The sequence below is a fragment of the Cellulomonas sp. P2_F12 genome (genome assembly GCF_056403775.1).
Map to the genome: position 1 here is coordinate 88,039 of NZ_JBFUEV010000008.1, position 15,449 is coordinate 103,487.

The window sequence follows — 15,449 nt, forward strand, 5'->3', positions numbered from 1 at the left end:
TCGACTTCCCTGCGCTCAGTGCCGACTGCGAGAGGAACGCGCCCCCATGGCCCGTCGCACCCCCACCCCGACCGTGAGGCCCGCCTACGTGCTGGGCGGCAACCGGATCCCCTTCGCCCGCGCCGGCGGCCCGTACGTCCGTGCGAGCAACCAGGACATGCTGACCGCCGCGATCGACGGTCTCGTCGCCCGCTTCGGGCTGCAGGGCGAGCGCATCGGCGAGGTCGCCGCGGGCGCCGTGCTCAAGCACAGCAAGGACTTCAACCTCACGCGCGAGTCGGTCCTCGGGTCCGCGCTCTCGGCCGAGACGCCCGCGTACGACGTGCAGCAGGCCTGCGCGACCGGGCTCGAGACCATCGTGTCGCTGAGCAACAAGATCCGGCTGGGCCAGCTCGAGTCCGCGATCGCCGGCGGCGTCGACTCCACGTCGGACGCCCCGATCGCCGTGAGCAACCGCCTGCGTCGCGCGCTGCTCGACCTCTCCCGCGCCCGCAGCACGAAGCAGAAGCTGGCAGCGCTCGCCCAGATCCGCCCCAAGGACCTCGCACCGTCCGCCCCCAGCACGTCCGAGCCGCGCACGCACCTGTCGATGGGCGAGCACCAGGCGCTCACGACGGCGCAGTGGGGCATCACGCAGGCCGCGCAGGACGAGGTCGCGCTGGCCAGCCACCAGCGGCTCGCCGCCGCCTACGACGACGGGTTCTTCGACGACCTGGTCACCCCGTTCCGCGGGCTGACGCGCGACGCCAACCTGCGCGCCGACTCCTCGCTGGAGAAGCTGGCGAAGCTCAAGCCCGCCTTCGGGCTCACGCTGGACACGCCCCCGACCATGACGGCGGGCAACTCCACGCCGCTGTCCGACGGCGCCTCCGTGGTGCTGCTCGGGTCCGCCGACTGGGCCGCCGCGCACGACCTCGTGCCGCTCGCGTCGCTGGTCGACGCCGAGGCCGGCGCGGTCGACTTCGTGCACGGCGACGACGGGCTGCTCATGGCCCCCGCGTTCGCCGTGCCGCGCCTCCTCGCCCGCAACGGCCTGACCCTCGAGGACTTCGACCTCGTCGAGATCCACGAGGCCTTCGCGGCCACCGTGCTGACCACGCTGGCGGCCTGGGAGTCGGCGGAGTTCGGGCGCACCCGGCTCGGGCTCGACGGGGCGTTCGGCACCGTCGACCGCGCCAAGCTCAACGTGCACGGCTCGTCGCTGGCCGCGGGGCACCCGTTCGCCGCGACCGGCGGGCGGATCATCGCGACCGTGAGCAAGGAGCTGCACCGTCGCAAGGCGGCGTCCGGGTCCGACGCCCCGGTGCGCGCGCTCGTGTCCGTCTGCGCAGCCGGCGGGCTGGGCCTGACCGCGATCCTCGAGGCGGCCTGACCATGACCGACACCTACCTCAACCTGGTCAACAGCGGGTTCACCAAGAAGCTGGCCAAGCAGCTCGGCCTCCCCCAGCCGGCTCCCCTGCGCCGCTACGAGCCGGGTCAGCCGCTGGTCGCCGGCGCCGTTCTGCTCCTGGGCCGCGGCGGCGAGGCCGACGCCCTGTCGCGGGTGCTCGCCGCCGACTGGGACCTCGACGTGCACCGCGACGCGACGCCCGGCACGCGCTACTGCGCAGTCGTCCTGGCGCTCACCGAGCTCACGCACCCCGACCAGCTGGCCGAGCCGGTGCTGGCCGTCGGTGCGCTGCTCAAGTCGCTCCCGCGCGGCGCGCGCGTGGTCACCGTCTCGCGTGCCGCGGGACCCGACGACGCTCCCGCGGTCGCCGCCGCGCGCCAGGGGGTCGACGGGTTCCTGCGGTCGCTGGCCAAGGAGCTGCGCGGCGGCTCGACGGGGAACGGCGTCGTGCTGGCCGACGACGTGGCCGTCACCGCCGTGTCCGTGCTCGGCGCGCTGCGGTTCTTCCTGTCGACGAGGTCCGCGTTCGTCGACGGGCAGCTGCTGGCCGTGGACTCGTCGGCCGGCGCGCTGCCGCAGGACTGGGAGAAGCCGCTGGCGGGTCGCGTCGCGGTGGTCACGGGCGCGGCCCGCGGCATCGGCGCCTCGATCGCCGACACCCTCGCCCGCGACGGGGCGACGGTCGTGGCCGTCGACGTGCCCACCGCCGGGGAGCAGCTCGTCGCCGTCGCCAACCGGGTGCGCGGGACCGCCCTGCAGCTCGACGTCACGGCCGACGACGCCGGTGCGCGCATCCTCGAGCACGCGCTGCAGCGGCACGGGCGGCTCGACATCGTGGTGCACAACGCCGGCATCACGCGCGACAAGCTGCTGGCCAACATGTCCGCGGACACGTGGGACCCGGTGCTCGCGGTGAACATCGCGTCGCAGCTGCGGATCAACGAGGCGCTGCTGACGTCCGGCGACTTCACGGACGCCCCGCGCATCGTGTCGCTGGCGTCGACGTCGGGCATCGCCGGCAACCGTGGGCAGACCAACTACGCGGCGTCCAAGGGCGGCGTCATCGGCATGGTCCGCGCGACCGCGCCGCTGCTCGCGGCCTTCGGCGGCACCGCCAACGCCGTCGCCCCGGGTTTCATCGAGACCGAGATGACCGCGCGGATCCCCGCCGTCACTCGGCAGGTGGCCCGTCGGCTCAACTCGCTGCAGCAGGGCGGGCAGCCCGTCGACGTCGCCGAGACCGTCGCGTTCCTGGCCTCCCCCGCCGCCGGCGGGATCACGGGCCGCGTGCTGCGCGTGTGCGGGCAGAACATGGTGGGCCAGTGACGACGACGGTCGTCCTGCCCGAGGTTCCCGGGCTCGGCCGGCTGTACGCGCGCGGCGCCGGGCTCGCCGTGGCGCACAAGGTCCGGTCCGCGCCGTCGGCGCTCCCCTCCGTGGACTACGCGGTCAGGGGAGTCCGGGCCTCGTCGTCGCACCTGACCGACTACCAGCACCTGCTGGGCGAGTCGGCCTCGGACCAGCTCCCCGCCGGCTTCGTGCACGTGCTCGCGTTCCCCGTGGCGACCGCCCTCATGGCCCGGTCCGACTTCCCGCTGTCGCTCGTCGGGCTGGTGCACCTGGCCAACCGGGTCACGCAGCTGCGGCCCCTCTCGCTGTCCGACGCGCTCGACGTCCGCGCGTCCGCCGCCGACCTGCGCCCGCACCGCTCCGGCACGCAGGTGGACCTGGTCACCGAGGTCTCCGTCGACGGCACGCTCGCCTGGCGCGGGGTGTCCACCTACCTGGCACGCGGGGTGTCCCTCGCCGAGGCCGCCGCGTCGCCTGCCGACGAGCCGACACCCTTCGTCCCGCCGACCCCGACCGGCCGCTGGACGCTCTCCGGCGACGTCGGCCGGCGGTACGCGGCGGTGTCCGGCGACCGCAACCCGATCCACCTGTCGGCCCTGTCCGCGAAGGCCCTCGGGTTCCCCCGGGCCATCGCGCACGGGATGTACACGGCCTCCCGGGCGCTGGCCGACGTCGGCGCCGGCCGGGGGGACGCGTTCGACTGGTCGGTCGAGTTCGTGAAGCCCGTGCTCCTGCCCGGGACCGTGACCGTGCGGGTCGCAGGGTCACGGTCCGACGGGTTCACGTTCGCCGGCTGGGACGCCCGCTCGGGCAGACCGCACCTGACGGGCACGGTCCGCCCGCTCGCCTGAGGATCGGCTCAGAGGTCCGCGGGGCGCAGGACGAACGTGATCGCGTGCGCGATCTGCACGTTGCCGGCGTTGAGGTCCAGCCTGCCGGGGATGAGGAACGGGTTGAGGTCGTTGCGGTCCTGGTCGCGCAGCTGCACGATGCCGAAGCGCTTCGAGATGACGTCGACCGTGAACGTGCCGCCCTGCGCGGTGGTCAGGACCGCGTTGTCGCTGGCCAGCGCGGTGCCGGAGTCGATCGTCGCGCCCGGGACCACGTGGTAGAGCAGCACCTGCTCGAGGGCGTCGATGCCGACGGCGCCGGCGAGCGCCGTGAACACCTGCTCCTCGGTGAAGTACCACCGGTGCGTCAGGTCCTTGGCCAGGTACTGGAACGCGCGGTCCGTCGGCAGGAACGCCGTCAGCGGGACCGTGCCGTCCGCGAGGACCGCGACCGGGCTCGACGGCTTCGCGGCCAGCACCGCGCCGACGGCCTGGTCGAGGATGTCGAAGTCCCGCCAGCTGTGGTCGAACGTGTCCCCGTCCGAGGCGAGCAGGGCGGCGAGGCTCGCCGTGCCCGTCGGCGGGGCGGCGGCGGTGGCGGCCGGCGCGAGGGCCAGCCCCCCGCCGGCGACGACCCCGGCGACGAGCAGGACGGACAGCGTGCGACGGATCCTCATGGTGGGCTCCTACGGACGAGGGTCGCGGCCGACGCCCCTGCGCCGCACCGCGCGGGCACCGGTGGGCGCCCTGTGTCCTCTTCGCCCGGTACCCGTCGGCCGGATGCACCTCGTGGTCGTGAGGTCGTGAGTTTGCGATGAAGTCGTGAGTTGCAACTCACGACTTCGTGGCGAACTCACGACCTCGCGCTGCTATCGGGCCGGTCGAGGCCGTGGCGTCTAGGCCCGGTCAGGGTCGCCGTGCCGGGTCGGCGTCCCTCGCGAGGGCGAACACTGCCGACGCGACGAGGGCAAAGGCCACGCCCCAGGCCGTCAGACCCGCGACGATGCAGACGGTGCCGACCGCGACGAACAGTCCGGTCTGCGCCGCGACCCGCGGCCCGCGCCGGAGCCGGTGACCGGAGGCCGGAGCCATCCAGCGGGCCCAGATCGCGATCGCGACGAGGGGAAGCCCGACCGCGAGCGCGACCGACGCCGCCGTGGCGGTCCCGAGGCGCCACCCGGACACCGCCAGCAGAGCGACCATGACGAGCTCGCACAGGAACGCGAGCACGCCGAGCACGCCGACGCGAGGGACGACGGGTGGCTGCTGGGGCTCGCTCACGGAGCCATCATGGGCGACGTCACGCGTCCGGCGTCCGGCCGAGAACGTCATGTCGCCGCGAGAACGGCAGTTCACTGTGACGTTCTCGGGGGCGAAGTGACGTACTCGGGCTGGCGGATCTGCTGCCGGACTGCGGGGATCGCGGGTGCGGCGAGCGTGCTCAGTCGTCCAGGGCCGGGCCGCAGGCTGCCGCCGCCGTCGCCGCCAGGTGGTCCAGGCCGTGGACCGCGAGGAGCGGGCGGGTGTCGTCGACGACCGCCCAGCAGCCGTCGACCACCTCGTAGCGGACGGCCGGGCCGTCGGCCAGGTACTGGGTCAGCGCCACGACCAGGCGGTCGACCGCCTCGCTCGTCGTGCCCACGCCCACCGACGCCCGGATGGCCCCGCCGGACGCACCGAGGTGCGCGAGGAGCGGGTGGGCGCAGAACCGGCCGTCGCGGACGCCGATGCCGTGCTCGGCGGCGAGGTACGCGGCCACCAGGCCCGGGTCGTGGTCCGGGACCGTGAACGTGATCACGCCGACCGGCGGCGCGGAGTCGGGCCAGATGCGCGCGATCTCGACGCCGTCGATGCCGGACAGCCCCTCGACGAGGCGGGCCCGCAGAGCCTCCTCGTGCGCGGCGAGGGCGCCGGCGGGGAGTGCCGCCAGCTGGTCGCACGCCTCCGCCAGCGCGATCGCGCCGAGCACGTTGGGCGAGCCCGCCTCGTGCCGCGCCGGTGCCGGCTGCCAGACCGTCCGATCGGCCCGCACGTCGCGCACCGCACCTCCCCCTGCGAGGTACGGCGTGCCTGTGTCGAGCCAGTCGCGGCGGCCGACGAGGGCCCCCGCGCCGAACGGTGCGTACGTCTTGTGCCCCGAGAACGCGATGTAGTCGGCGTCGGTCGCCGCCAGCGAGAAGCCGCGGTGCGGCACCAGCTGGGCGCCGTCGACGGCCACGCGCGCACCCTCGGCGTGGGCGAGCGCGACGACCTCCTCGATCGGCAGCGCCTCCCCCGTCACGTTGGACGCGCCCGTGATGGTGACCAGCGCGTACGGCTGGCGGGCCAGCTCGTCGCGCAGCGCATCGAGGGTCGCGGCGACCGTGTCCTTGATCGGCAGGATCGTCGTGCGGTTGCCGTGACGCCCCGTCGACTGCACCCACGGGAGCAGGTTGGCGTGGTGCTCGACGTCCAGCACGAGGACCCGGCCGCCCTCCGGCACCACACCGGCCAGCAGGTTGAGCGAGTCCGTGGTGTTGCGCGTGATGATCGCGACGTCGTCGGGACGGGCCTCGACGAACCGCGCGATGGTCTGACGCGCGGACTCGTACAGCGCGGTGGACACCTGGGAGAGGTACCCGGCGCCGCGGTGCACGGAGGCGTAGAGCGGGAGCACCTCGGTCACCCGGGCTGCGACCGACTCCAGCGCGGGGGCGCTCGCGGCGTAGTCCAGGTTCGCGTAGACCCGCTGGGACCCGTCCACGAGCGGCACGGTGGTGGTGCCGCCGACGACGGGGAGCAGGGCGCTCACGTCGTCGACGGAGGCACACGAGAGGCGCTCGGCGATGGCAGTCATGGTGGTCCTCCGACACGATCCGGGGGACCCCTGGGAGGTGGAACCCCGCGCTTGCCGAGTCCCGGACGGGACGCGGCCAGGTCGTCACCCGGGGCACCCCACCGCGGAGGAGGGTTGCCGGCCAGCGAGCCGGGGCTTGTCGCTGGCGCTCATGACCTGCAACGAGGGTCCCGGCAGGCCCGGGCGCCTGTCAACGCACCTCGGGGTTCGTCTCGGATGTCGGGACGCCTTGTCCACCAGTTGGAGCGACGGTACCGCCGCGCGTAGCATCACCGGCACCATCCAGAGCGGCCGAGAGATCTGGCTCGACGACGCCGCAGCAACCCGCGGGCACCTTGTGCCCGGCCGAGGGTGCTACCGCCAGGACCGATGAGACGAGGAACTGCATGAGCTACGCCGGCGACCTGACCCCCCAGCAGGCCTGGGACCTCCTGACCTCCGACGAGACCGCCGTGCTCGTCGACGTCCGCACCGACGCCGAGTGGCGCTATGTCGGCATCCCCGACTCCGCGCCGATCGACGGGCGCGCGGCGCTGGTCGAGTGGGTGTCGTACCCGTCGGGACGGCCGAACCCGCAGTTCCTCAAGCAGCTGGCCGACGCCGGCGTCGCGGCGGGGCGTCCCGTCGTGTTCCTGTGCCGATCCGGGGTCCGCTCGATCGCCGCCGCGCAGGCCGCCACCGCGGCGGGTCTCGGCCCGGCGTACAACGTGCTCGAGGGCTTCGAGGGCGACGTCGGCCCGGACGGCCACCGCGGCCACTCCGGCTGGCGCGCCGCCGGCCTGCCGTGGCGGCAGGCGTGAGCCCCCGGCGCGTCCCCGGCCCCGCCGACTGGGACGACCGCCGCACACCGCGCTCCGACCTGCGGCCCGACACCCTCGCCGTCCGCGGCGGGCTGGTCCGCTCGCAGTTCCAGGAGACCTCCGAGGCGCTGTTCCTCACGCAGGGCTACGTCTACGACGCCGCCGCCGAGGCCGAGGCCGCGTTCGCCGGCGAGGCCGACCGCTTCCTCTACTCGCGCTACGGCAACCCGACCGTGTCCACGTTCGAGGAGCGCCTGCGCCTGCTCGAGGGCGCCGAGGCCGCCTACGCCACCGCGTCCGGCATGTCCGCCGTCTTCACGTCCCTCGCCGCGATCGTGCAGTCGGGGTCGCGAATCGTGTCCGCGCGGGCGCTGTTCGGGTCCACGGTCGTGATCTTCGAGGAGATCCTGGCCAAGTGGGGCGTGCGCACCGACTACGTCGACGGGCACGAGCTCGCGCAGTGGGAGGAGGCGCTCTCGACGCCGGCGGACGTCGTGTTCTTCGAGACGCCGTCCAACCCCATGCAGGACCTGGTCGACATCGCGGCGGTGAGCAGGCTCGCGCACGCCGCCGGCGCGACCGTCATCGTCGACAACGTCTTCGCGACACCCGTGCTGTCCCGGCCGCTCGAGCTGGGCGCGGACGTGATCGTGTACTCGGCGACCAAGCACATCGACGGGCAGGGGCGCGTGCTCGGCGGCGCGATCCTGGGCACGGACGAGTACATCCACGGTCCGGTGCAGACGCTCATCCGGAACACCGGGCCGTCGCTGTCGGCGTTCAACGCGTGGGTGCTGCTCAAGGGCCTCGAGACGCTGTCGCTGCGCGTGCGGCACCAGACGGCGTCGGCCCTGCAGGTGGCCACGTGGCTCGAGCAGCAGCCGGGCGTGTCGCTGGTCCGCTACCCGTACCTGCCGTCGCACCCGCAGCACGAGCTCGCACTCGCCCAGCAGTCCGGCGGCGGCACCGTCGTGACGTTCAACCTCGCGGTGCCGGACGGCGCGCAGCCCGACGTCGCCAAGAAGGTCACGTTCGGCGTGCTCGACGCCCTGCGGATCGTGGACATCTCGAACAACCTCGGCGACGCCAAGTCGATGGTCACGCACCCGGCGACGACGACGCACCGCAAGCTCGGCCCCGAGGGTCGCGCGGCGGTCGGCATCGCCGAGTCGACCGTGCGGCTGTCGGTGGGCCTCGAGGACCCCGCGGACCTCATCGACGACCTCACGCAGGCGCTCGACACACTCGCGGGCTGACACCTCCCCGACCTGGGGGACCTCGCGCGGAACACTGGCGCCATGAAGGCGTCGTCGTCGCTGGTCAGGCTGATCGTCGGTGCGCTGGCCGGCGTCCTCGTCGGCATCATCGTCGGCTGGACGTCCGTGGTCGCGGCGGTGCTGGCCGGGTGGGCGACCGTCGCGGCCGTCTTCGTCGTCTGGACGTGGGCGGCGGTCGCCCCGATGGACCCCGACGAGACGGCGTCTCACGCGACGCGCGAGGAGCCGACCCGGTGGGGCGCTCACGCCGTCGTCCTCTTCGCGGCGCTCGTCACCCTGGTCGGCGTCGTCGTCGTGCTGGTGGACAAGAACATCGGCCAGCTGCTGCCCACGATCGCGGTGCTGGCCAGCGTGCTGGCGTCGTGGGCCGCCATCCACACGGTGTTCGCGCTGCGGTACGCGCGGATGTACCTGACCGACGGCGCCGGCGGCATCGACTTCCACATGAAGCAGGCGCCGCGGTACACCGACTTCGCGTACGTCGCCGTGACCGTCGGGATGAGCTTCGCGATCTCCGACACCGACCTCGGCTCGTCCCCGATGCGGCGGACCGCGCTCGGGCACGCGCTGCTCAGCTACCTGTTCGGCACCGTGATCATCGCGCTGCTGGTGAACCTGGTCGCGTCGATGTGACCGCTCAGAGCCGGACCGTCTCGTTCTCGCCGCCGTCGTAGCGCTCGCCGGTCACCTTGGCCTTGACCAGGCTGAACGCCGTGGTCAGGCGGCCTCCCTTGGCGTGCCAGTACTCCGCGGTCTCGCCGCGAAGCACCACCAGGACCAGTCCGGGCGTCTCCGGGCCGTCGGGGAACCAGGCCTCGGCCGTCACGCCCCACAGCTCGCGGTTCTTGGCCACGTCACGGACCACCTCGGCCGGGCCGGACACCGAGACCCACGCGGTGGAGTCGGCGAAGGCCGCGTTGGCGGGGCTGCCGGCCTCGATCTCGTGCACCTTGTGGCTGTCGGCGTCGGCGAAGAACCAGAGGTCCCCGTCGAAGTCCACGTCCTGCACACCCATCGGCCGGCTCACCAGCGAGCCGTCGGCGCCGACCGTCGTCAGCATCGCGATCTTGGCGTCCTTGATCAGCCCGGCCACCGTGGCCTCGTCGTCGTCGTGCGTCATGCGTCCTCCTCGAGCGGCGCGCACCCGCGGGGCTGCTGACCGCGGCGGCCGGGCCACCGTAGGCACGCCGCGCGGCTGTCGCATGTCGGAGGGGCGCGGGATGCTCGGTCCATGACGGACAGCGACTACGAGGCGATCGCCGACGACCTGGTCGCCCGCGGCGCCACCCGCGCGCAGATGATGGGCCGCCCGATCCTCAAGGTCGGCTCGACCATGTTCGCCGGGCACGTCGGCGGCGACCGGCTGGTGGTCAAGCTCGGCCGGGACAGCGCCGAGCACGCGGAGGCGCTGGCGCTGCCCGGCGTCACGGTCTGGTCACCGGGCGACAGCGGACGGCTGTTCTACGACTGGGTCGCGCTGCCCGCCGCGCTCGAGGACGAGTGGATGCGGTTCGCGGAGATCGCGCGCGTGCGAGCCTCGAAGCGCTAGCGGACCCACTGCTCCCCGGCCTCGACCGCGACCGTCAGGACGTTCTCCGGCGGTGGGATCGGGCAGGTGGCGAACTGCGTCAGGCCGCACGGCAGGTTGCTGGCGCGGTTGAGGTCGAGCGTCACCGTGCCGTCGTCGGCCACCGGGCCGAGCGCGAGCGTGCGCGAGGCGGGGTAGGTGGTGACGCCGCTGGTCGCGTCCCGGAACAGCACGCTGAGCCCGCGGGCGCCGCCGTCGAAGACGATCAGCGACTGCGGGATCCCGGCCACCTCGAAGCGCACGGTGCCGACGGCGGTGTGGTGGTGCTCGAGGCCGTCGACGACCGCGCCCGTGGTGACCGTGCGGGCCTCGTCGTACGGCTCGAACCGGCCGGTCAGCACCCACTCCGGCGACGGCACGTAGGCCGGGATGCCGTCGAACGCGGCGAGCTGCGGGGCCGCCGGGTCGTGCACCCGGACGATCGCGTGACCGGTGCGGCGGGCCACCTCGAGGAGGAGGTCGCCGGCGCGGACCTGCAGGCCGGGGGCTCCCTCGACCGGGTCGAGGGTGGCGACGCCGTCGACGATCGTGCCGTCCGGGAGGACGAGACCGTCGTCGGCAACCGCCTCGATGCGCACGACGCCGTCCGCCGACCAGAGCCCGGGGACGTCCGCGAGCGGTCGCGGCTCGGCCGAGAGCCAGTGCAGGGCCGTGATCGCCACCCAGCCGTGCGGCTGCCGGAAGTAGGCCTCGCGGGTCGCGTGCCAGTCCTCCCAGTCGGCGACGAAGGCGGAACGCTCGGTCGTGGTTGTCATCAGCTGGCCCTCACATCGGCGTCGAGAGTGCGGCCGAAGGCGTCGGCCGGCGGGAGTCCGAGGTGCTCGCGCAGGGTCGAGCCCTCGTAGGACGTGCGGAACGAGCCCCGCTCCTGCAGCAGCGGGACCACCTTGTCGACGAACTCGTCGAGCCCGTGCGGGGTCAGGTGCGGCACGAGGATGAAGCCGTCGGAGGCGTCCTGCTGCACGTAGCGGTCGATCTCGGCGGCGACGTGCTGCGGGGTGCCGACGAACGAGTGGCGGCCGATGACCTGGATGACCAGCTCGCGGATGGACAGGCCCTTCGCCTCGGAGAGCTCGCGCCACTGACGGGCGATCGCCAGCGGGTCGCGGAAGTGCGAGGCGCGGCCCTGCGTGATCGACGGGGCGTCGACCAGCGGGTCGACCGCGGGCAGCGGGCCGTCGACGTCGTACTCGGACAGGTCCCGGTTCCACACCTGCTCGACGAACGACCGCGCCACGCTGGGCCGGACCTGCTGGTGCTGGATCGCGCGCAGCTTCTCCTCGGCCTCGGCCTCGGTGTCGCCCAGCACGAACGACGCTCCGGGCAGGATCAGCAGGTCCTCGGGGCGTCGGCCGTACGCGGCCAGGCGGCCCTTGACGTCGGCGTAGAACGCCTGGCCGTCGGCGAGCTCGGAGTGCCGTGAGAAGACCGCGTCCGCCACCTGCGCGGCGAGCTCGCGACCGCCGTCGGAGTCGCCGGCCTGCAGGATCACCGGGTGGCCCTGCGGGGGTCGGGGCAGGGTCGGTGTCGCCTCGATGTCGACCAGGCGGCCGCCCGTGCGGACGGTGCCCAGCGAGCCTGGCCGGACGAACTCGCCCGAGGCCGCGTCGGCGACGACCGCGTCCGGCGCCCACGCGTCCCAGAGCGCGCGGGCGGCCTCGACGACCTCGCGGGCCCGCTCGTACCGGTCCGGGTAGGCGAGGTAGCCGCCGCGGCGGAAGTTCGCGCCGTGGAACGCGTCCGACGACGTCACGACGTTCCACGCGGCCCGCCCGCCCGAGAGGTGGTCGAGCGTGGCGAACTGCCGGGCGAGCTCGTACGGGTCGTTGAAGGTGGCGTTGATGGTGCCGGCGAGGCCGACGTGGGTGGTCACGCCGGCCAGCGCGGCCAGGACCGCGTAGGTGTCCGGTCGGCCGACGACGTCCTGGTCGACCAGCTGCCCGCGGTGCTCGCGCAGGCGCAGGCCCTCGGCCAGGAAGACGAAGTCGAACAGCCCGCGCTCGGCGGTGGCGGCGAGGTGCTGGAACGACGCGAACGACGACTGGGTGTCGGCGTGGTGGCTCGGGTCCGTCCAGACCGTGTGGTGGTTGACGCCCGGGAAGTGCGCGGCGAGGTGGATCTGCTTGGTCATCGGGGGTCCTTAGCGAGCGGTCGCGTAGCGGCTGGCGGGGCGGGGCAGACCGAGGGAGTCGCGGAGGGTCTGTCCTCGGTCGCCGGTGTCGAGGGCGGCCGCCAGGAACGGGAGGTCGCTCGTCAGCGCGAGCGGGCGGATCGTGAGGCCGTCGGCGCCCGAACGGTCGACCAGGTCGCGCAGGGCTGCCGCCGCCGTCCCGACGCCCGCGACGACCGCGTCGGTCGCCCAGGGCTCGAGTGCGTCGAGGGCCTCGTGGCGGGCACGCGCGTCGTCGTCGGACGCACCGAGGAGGACGTCCACGTCGAGCAGGACGATGACCTCGCGGCCGGCCTCGGCGGCGGCCGCCCGCACGAGCGGCACGGTGGCTTCGTCGGCAACCCGCACGACGTCCGCGCGGCGCGCGGCGACCCGGCGGGCGTGGGGCTCGTCGCCGCGGACGATCACGACCGGGCGGCCCTGCGGCGAGCGGGGCGTGATCGAGGCGCCCTGCACCGAGAAGAACTCCCCCTCGAACTCGATGGCGTGGATGCGGTCACGGTCGATGTACCGGTCGCTCTCCGCGTCGAGGACGATCGCGTCGTCCTCCCAGCTGTCCCAGAGCCGGCCCAGCACCTCGAGCACGTCGTCGGCCTCCCGCCACAGGGCGGCGAGGTCCCGCGGCACGCGCTCGTCGTACCGCAGCGCCTCGGCGCCGGCCCGGCTGTCCCCCGCCGGCGCGGCCACGTCGACCTGCACCGCGGCGCGGCCCAGGCTCACGTGGTCGACGGTCTGGATCTCCTTGCCCACGTGGAACGGCTCGCGGTACGTGACCGGGACGACGGGAGCGAGGCCGACGCTCTCGGTCAGCGGACCCAGCAGGGCGGCGACGCCGACGGCGTCCAGGCTGCCGACGAGGACGCCGGGCCGCTCGACGGGTGGGGCCGCGCTGTCGTCGAGGATCACGAGGGTCGCGCCGGCGTCCTCGGCGGCGCGCGCGAGCCGGACCCAGTGCTGCGCGGAGAAGGGGTCGGTCGGGCTCAGCCGCCAGGCGGCCGGATGGCGGCCCGCCGCCGTGAGCTCGATCGCGACGGGGAACGGGCGCTTGTCAGGGAGGGTCATCGTGTCTTCCGGTCGTCGGGCGCATCGGTCCTGGCAGGAGCACCCGCACCCGGATGGCCGGGGGGTTGCTGCGACGTCGACGAGCCAGGTCTCTCGGTCGCTCGGGATGGCGCGCACAAGGTAGGAAGGGGTCGACGACCTGACCAGGGTTCGAGCGGATAATCTCGCGATACGAGACTCTCTAGAGGTCCTTGGCGAACAGGAGCGACAGGACGTCGTCGCGGTACGGGCCGAAGGGCGCGACCGGGCGGTAGCCGGTGGACAGGTACAGCGTGACCGCCTCGGGCTGCCGGATCCCGGTCTGCAGGACCACGCTGCGCAGGCCGGCCGCGCGGGCGCCGTCCTCGATCGCCCGGAGAAGTGCGCGGGCCGCGCCGCTCCCGCGGGCCACCGGGTCGACCCAGACCTTCTTCAGCTCGCCGGAGCCCTCGGGGTACCCCTCCCGGGCGGCACGCAGCGACGCGCAGCCGACGGGGACGCCGTCGAGGTCCGCGATCACCGTGCCCAGGTCGCCGATCCCTTGCCGCGGGTCGTCGGCCTCGAAGCCACCAGGGGTGACGGCGACGATCTCGGGGTAGCGCACCTCGATGTCCTGCCACATCGCGTACCGCAGCGCGACCGCGTCGGGATGGTTCCAGTCCACGTGCCGCAGGGTCAGGGTGCGGTCCGTCCGGACGCTCCTGGTGCGCTCCGGGCGCGGGCCGAGGTCCTTCGCGAAGCACCGGGAGCTCGTCTCGGCGGCGTACGGGCCGAAGCCCGGGATCGACCGGTAGCCCGACGACAGGTACATGCCGATCGCCTCGACCTGGAGCACCCCGGTCTCCAGCACCAGCCGTCGCCAACCCCGCTCGGTCGCCAGCCGCTCGAGCTCCGCGAGGATCACGCGCGCGTGGCCCCGACCGCGCTGCTCCGGGACCACGTACATGCGCTTGAGCTCGCCGTCGCCGGGGCCCAGCCCGTCGTCGTCGGAGGCGTCACGGATGGCGCCGCAGGCCACGGGTTCGTCGTCGACCCGCAGCACCACCATCGCGGCGATGCCGTCGCCGGTCATCGTGTGGCCGATGTCGTCCTCGCCGTAGAGGCTCTTGAGCTCGGCCTGCTGCGCGTCACGCAGCCGTGCGGCGTCAGGGTGGTCCCAGTCGACGAGCTCCAGCACCATCAGCCGACGAGGGCCTTGAGGACGGACGTGAAGAACCGCAGGCCGTCGGTGCCCGTGCGGGGGCCCTTGGCGCCGTCCGGGCCGAAGCCCTCCTCGACGGCGTGCTCGGGGTGCGGCATGAGGCCGACCACGTTGCCGGCCGCGTTGCTGATGCCCGCGATGCCCCGGCGCGAGCCGTTCGGGTTCCAGCCCTGGTACCGGAAGACCACGCGACCCTCGCCCTCGAGCTCGTCCAGCGTGTGCTCGTCGGCGACGTACTGGCCGTCCTGGTTCTTCAGCGGGATCGTGATGTGCTCTCCCGCCGTGTAGTCGCGGGTCCAGGCGGTGTCGACGTTGTCGACCGAGAGGACCTGCTCGCGGCACACGAAGTGCAGGTGGTCGTTCTTGATCATCGACCCCGGCAGCAGGTGCGCCTCGGTGAGGACCTGGAAGCCGTTGCAGATGCCGAGGACCGGTAGACCCTTGTGCGCCGCGGCGACGATCTCGCCCATGACCGGCGCGAACCGGCTGATGGCACCCGCGCGCAGGTAGTCGCCGTAGGAGAAGCCGCCCGGGAGCACCACCGCGTCGACCCCGTGCAGGTCCGCGTCGCCGTGCCAGAGGCTCACGGCCTCGGCGCCCGCGAGGCGGACCGCGCGCGCGGCGTCCCGGTCGTCCAGCGTCCCCGGGAAGGTGACGACGCCGATGCGGGTCATGCGTGTGAGTCCTGCGTGTCTTCGTAGACCGCGACCACGTCTTCGATCACCGGGTTGGAGAGCACGTGCTCGCCGGCCGCGCGGGCCGCCGCGAGGATCTCCTCCGTCACCGGCCCGTCGACCTCGAGCTCGAACCGCTTGCCCTGACGGACGGACGCGAACTGGCCGAAGCCGAGTCGCGGCAGCGCACCGGCCACGGCCTTGCCCTGCGGGTCCAGGATCTCCGGCTTCGGCATGACATCGACGACGACTCGTCCCACAGGGGGGCTCCAGGTGTTCACGCGGCGGTG

17 protein-coding genes and 2 riboswitches are annotated in these 15,449 nt (G+C 73.6%); of the genes, 7 read left to right on the top strand and 10 right to left on the bottom strand.

Annotation, left to right across the window (positions count from 1 at the left end):
- Window positions 1-46 precede the first annotated feature (46 nt).
- From AC1DWH_RS16045 to AC1DWH_RS16055, 3 genes are read left to right on the top strand one after another with little or no spacing between them, the layout of a single operon-like run.
- The gene (locus tag AC1DWH_RS16045; protein ID WP_477094510.1) at window positions 47-1,372 is read left to right on the top strand and encodes an acetyl-CoA C-acetyltransferase; all 1,326 of its coding nucleotides are present in this window, start codon (window positions 47-49) and stop codon (window positions 1,370-1,372) included.
- Window positions 1,373-1,374: 2 nt separating this feature from the next.
- The gene (locus AC1DWH_RS16050) at window positions 1,375-2,718 is read left to right on the top strand and encodes a 3-oxoacyl-ACP reductase (RefSeq protein WP_477094511.1); all 1,344 of its coding nucleotides are present in this window, start codon (window positions 1,375-1,377) and stop codon (window positions 2,716-2,718) included.
- Entirely contained in the window at window positions 2,715-3,593 is an 879-nt protein-coding gene (locus AC1DWH_RS16055; RefSeq protein WP_477094512.1) for a MaoC family dehydratase, read from the top strand. Before AC1DWH_RS16050 ends, AC1DWH_RS16055 begins: the two co-directional genes overlap by 4 nt.
- An 8-nt stretch (window positions 3,594-3,601) precedes the next feature.
- On the opposite strand, the gene AC1DWH_RS16060 is transcribed toward AC1DWH_RS16055, so the two are convergent.
- The 3 genes from AC1DWH_RS16060 to AC1DWH_RS16070 all read right to left on the bottom strand — a co-directional run bounded on the left by AC1DWH_RS16060 (window position 3,602) and on the right by AC1DWH_RS16070 (window position 6,408).
- A complete protein-coding gene (locus AC1DWH_RS16060) occupies window positions 3,602-4,249 on the bottom strand; it encodes a fasciclin domain-containing protein (RefSeq protein WP_477094513.1) in 648 nt (215 codons plus the stop codon).
- Window positions 4,250-4,478: 229 nt separating this feature from the next.
- Window positions 4,479-4,853, bottom strand: a complete 375-nt coding sequence (locus AC1DWH_RS16065; protein WP_477094514.1) for a YrdB family protein — start codon at window positions 4,851-4,853, stop codon at window positions 4,479-4,481.
- Between the two features lie 160 nt (window positions 4,854-5,013).
- Window positions 5,014-6,408: an aminotransferase class V-fold PLP-dependent enzyme gene (locus tag AC1DWH_RS16070; protein ID WP_477094515.1), complete on the bottom strand. Its 1,395-nt coding sequence runs from the start codon at window positions 6,406-6,408 to the stop codon at window positions 5,014-5,016.
- Window positions 6,409-6,450: 42 nt separating this feature from the next.
- Window positions 6,451-6,565, bottom strand: a riboswitch (SAM riboswitch).
- A gap of 118 nt (window positions 6,566-6,683) precedes the next feature.
- Window positions 6,684-6,784, top strand: a riboswitch (SAM riboswitch).
- 10 nt (window positions 6,785-6,794) lie between these two features.
- Here AC1DWH_RS16070 and AC1DWH_RS16075 point away from each other — a divergent pair.
- From AC1DWH_RS16075 to AC1DWH_RS16085, 3 genes are read left to right on the top strand one after another with little or no spacing between them, the layout of a single operon-like run.
- The gene (locus AC1DWH_RS16075) at window positions 6,795-7,208 is read left to right on the top strand and encodes a rhodanese-like domain-containing protein (protein ID WP_477094516.1); all 414 of its coding nucleotides are present in this window, start codon (window positions 6,795-6,797) and stop codon (window positions 7,206-7,208) included.
- A gap of 59 nt (window positions 7,209-7,267) precedes the next feature.
- Window positions 7,268-8,464 carry an O-succinylhomoserine sulfhydrylase gene (locus AC1DWH_RS16080; RefSeq protein ID WP_477094609.1) on the top strand — a complete coding sequence of 399 codons (1,197 nt, stop codon included), beginning with the start codon at window positions 7,268-7,270 and terminating at the stop codon, window positions 8,462-8,464.
- A gap of 42 nt (window positions 8,465-8,506) precedes the next feature.
- The gene (locus tag AC1DWH_RS16085; RefSeq protein WP_477094517.1) at window positions 8,507-9,118 is read left to right on the top strand and encodes a DUF1345 domain-containing protein; all 612 of its coding nucleotides are present in this window, start codon (window positions 8,507-8,509) and stop codon (window positions 9,116-9,118) included.
- 4 nt (window positions 9,119-9,122) lie between these two features.
- Here AC1DWH_RS16085 and AC1DWH_RS16090 read toward each other — a convergent pair whose 3' ends face one another.
- Window positions 9,123-9,605 (bottom strand): pyridoxamine 5'-phosphate oxidase family protein, encoded by a 483-nt coding sequence (locus tag AC1DWH_RS16090; protein ID WP_477094518.1) that lies wholly within the window; start codon window positions 9,603-9,605, stop codon window positions 9,123-9,125.
- Between the two features lie 111 nt (window positions 9,606-9,716).
- Here AC1DWH_RS16090 and AC1DWH_RS16095 point away from each other — a divergent pair, with 111 nt between their 5' ends.
- A complete protein-coding gene (locus AC1DWH_RS16095; RefSeq protein ID WP_456844602.1) occupies window positions 9,717-10,034 on the top strand; it encodes a hypothetical protein in 318 nt (105 codons plus the stop codon).
- On the opposite strand, the gene AC1DWH_RS16100 is transcribed toward AC1DWH_RS16095, so the two are convergent.
- From AC1DWH_RS16100 to purS, 6 genes are all read right to left on the bottom strand, one after another.
- Window positions 10,031-10,828: a DUF1684 domain-containing protein gene (locus AC1DWH_RS16100; RefSeq protein WP_477094519.1), complete on the bottom strand. Its 798-nt coding sequence runs from the start codon at window positions 10,826-10,828 to the stop codon at window positions 10,031-10,033. The two genes, AC1DWH_RS16095 and AC1DWH_RS16100, sit on opposite strands and share 4 nt — an antisense overlap.
- Window positions 10,828-12,204 carry an NtaA/DmoA family FMN-dependent monooxygenase gene (locus AC1DWH_RS16105; RefSeq protein WP_477094520.1) on the bottom strand — a complete coding sequence of 459 codons (1,377 nt, stop codon included), beginning with the start codon at window positions 12,202-12,204 and terminating at the stop codon, window positions 10,828-10,830. Before AC1DWH_RS16105 ends, AC1DWH_RS16100 begins: the two co-directional genes overlap by 1 nt.
- A gap of 9 nt (window positions 12,205-12,213) precedes the next feature.
- Window positions 12,214-13,305, bottom strand: coding sequence for an LLM class flavin-dependent oxidoreductase (locus AC1DWH_RS16110; protein ID WP_477094521.1), 1,092 nt, complete (start codon window positions 13,303-13,305; stop codon window positions 12,214-12,216).
- A 181-nt stretch (window positions 13,306-13,486) separates the two neighbouring features.
- On the bottom strand, window positions 13,487-14,464 hold the full coding sequence (locus AC1DWH_RS16115) for a GNAT family N-acetyltransferase (protein ID WP_477094522.1): 978 nt from the start codon (window positions 14,462-14,464) through the stop codon (window positions 13,487-13,489).
- Window positions 14,464-15,159 (bottom strand): phosphoribosylformylglycinamidine synthase subunit PurQ, encoded by a 696-nt coding sequence (purQ, locus tag AC1DWH_RS16120; RefSeq protein WP_477094523.1) that lies wholly within the window; start codon window positions 15,157-15,159, stop codon window positions 14,464-14,466. Before purQ ends, AC1DWH_RS16115 begins: the two co-directional genes overlap by 1 nt.
- Complete coding sequence (gene purS, locus AC1DWH_RS16125; protein ID WP_477094524.1) at window positions 15,156-15,419, bottom strand: phosphoribosylformylglycinamidine synthase subunit PurS; 264 nt, start codon at window positions 15,417-15,419, stop codon at window positions 15,156-15,158. Before purS ends, purQ begins: the two co-directional genes overlap by 4 nt.
- Window positions 15,420-15,449 lie beyond the last annotated feature (30 nt).

What these genes read in the sequence shown, in the direction of transcription:
- AC1DWH_RS16045 (WP_477094510.1), top strand. Translation starts at nt 47, where the DNA reads ATGGCCCGTCGCACCCCCACCCCGACCGTGAGGCCCGCCTACGTGCTG.
- AC1DWH_RS16050 (WP_477094511.1), top strand. Translation starts at nt 1,375, where the DNA reads ATGACCGACACCTACCTCAACCTGGTCAACAGCGGGTTCACCAAGAAG.
- AC1DWH_RS16060 (WP_477094513.1), bottom strand. Translation starts at nt 4,249, where the DNA reads ATGAGGATCCGTCGCACGCTGTCCGTCCTGCTCGTCGCCGGGGTCGTC.
- AC1DWH_RS16070 (WP_477094515.1), bottom strand. Translation starts at nt 6,408, where the DNA reads ATGACTGCCATCGCCGAGCGCCTCTCGTGTGCCTCCGTCGACGACGTG.
- AC1DWH_RS16075 (WP_477094516.1), top strand. Translation starts at nt 6,795, where the DNA reads ATGAGCTACGCCGGCGACCTGACCCCCCAGCAGGCCTGGGACCTCCTG.
- AC1DWH_RS16085 (WP_477094517.1), top strand. Translation starts at nt 8,507, where the DNA reads ATGAAGGCGTCGTCGTCGCTGGTCAGGCTGATCGTCGGTGCGCTGGCC.
- AC1DWH_RS16090 (WP_477094518.1), bottom strand. Translation starts at nt 9,605, where the DNA reads ATGACGCACGACGACGACGAGGCCACGGTGGCCGGGCTGATCAAGGAC.
- AC1DWH_RS16095 (WP_456844602.1), top strand. Translation starts at nt 9,717, where the DNA reads ATGACGGACAGCGACTACGAGGCGATCGCCGACGACCTGGTCGCCCGC.
- AC1DWH_RS16100 (WP_477094519.1), bottom strand. Translation starts at nt 10,828, where the DNA reads ATGACAACCACGACCGAGCGTTCCGCCTTCGTCGCCGACTGGGAGGAC.
- AC1DWH_RS16105 (WP_477094520.1), bottom strand. Translation starts at nt 12,204, where the DNA reads ATGACCAAGCAGATCCACCTCGCCGCGCACTTCCCGGGCGTCAACCAC.
- AC1DWH_RS16110 (WP_477094521.1), bottom strand. Translation starts at nt 13,305, where the DNA reads ATGACCCTCCCTGACAAGCGCCCGTTCCCCGTCGCGATCGAGCTCACG.
- AC1DWH_RS16115 (WP_477094522.1), bottom strand. Translation starts at nt 14,464, where the DNA reads ATGGTGCTGGAGCTCGTCGACTGGGACCACCCTGACGCCGCACGGCTG.
- purQ (WP_477094523.1), bottom strand. Translation starts at nt 15,159, where the DNA reads ATGACCCGCATCGGCGTCGTCACCTTCCCGGGGACGCTGGACGACCGG.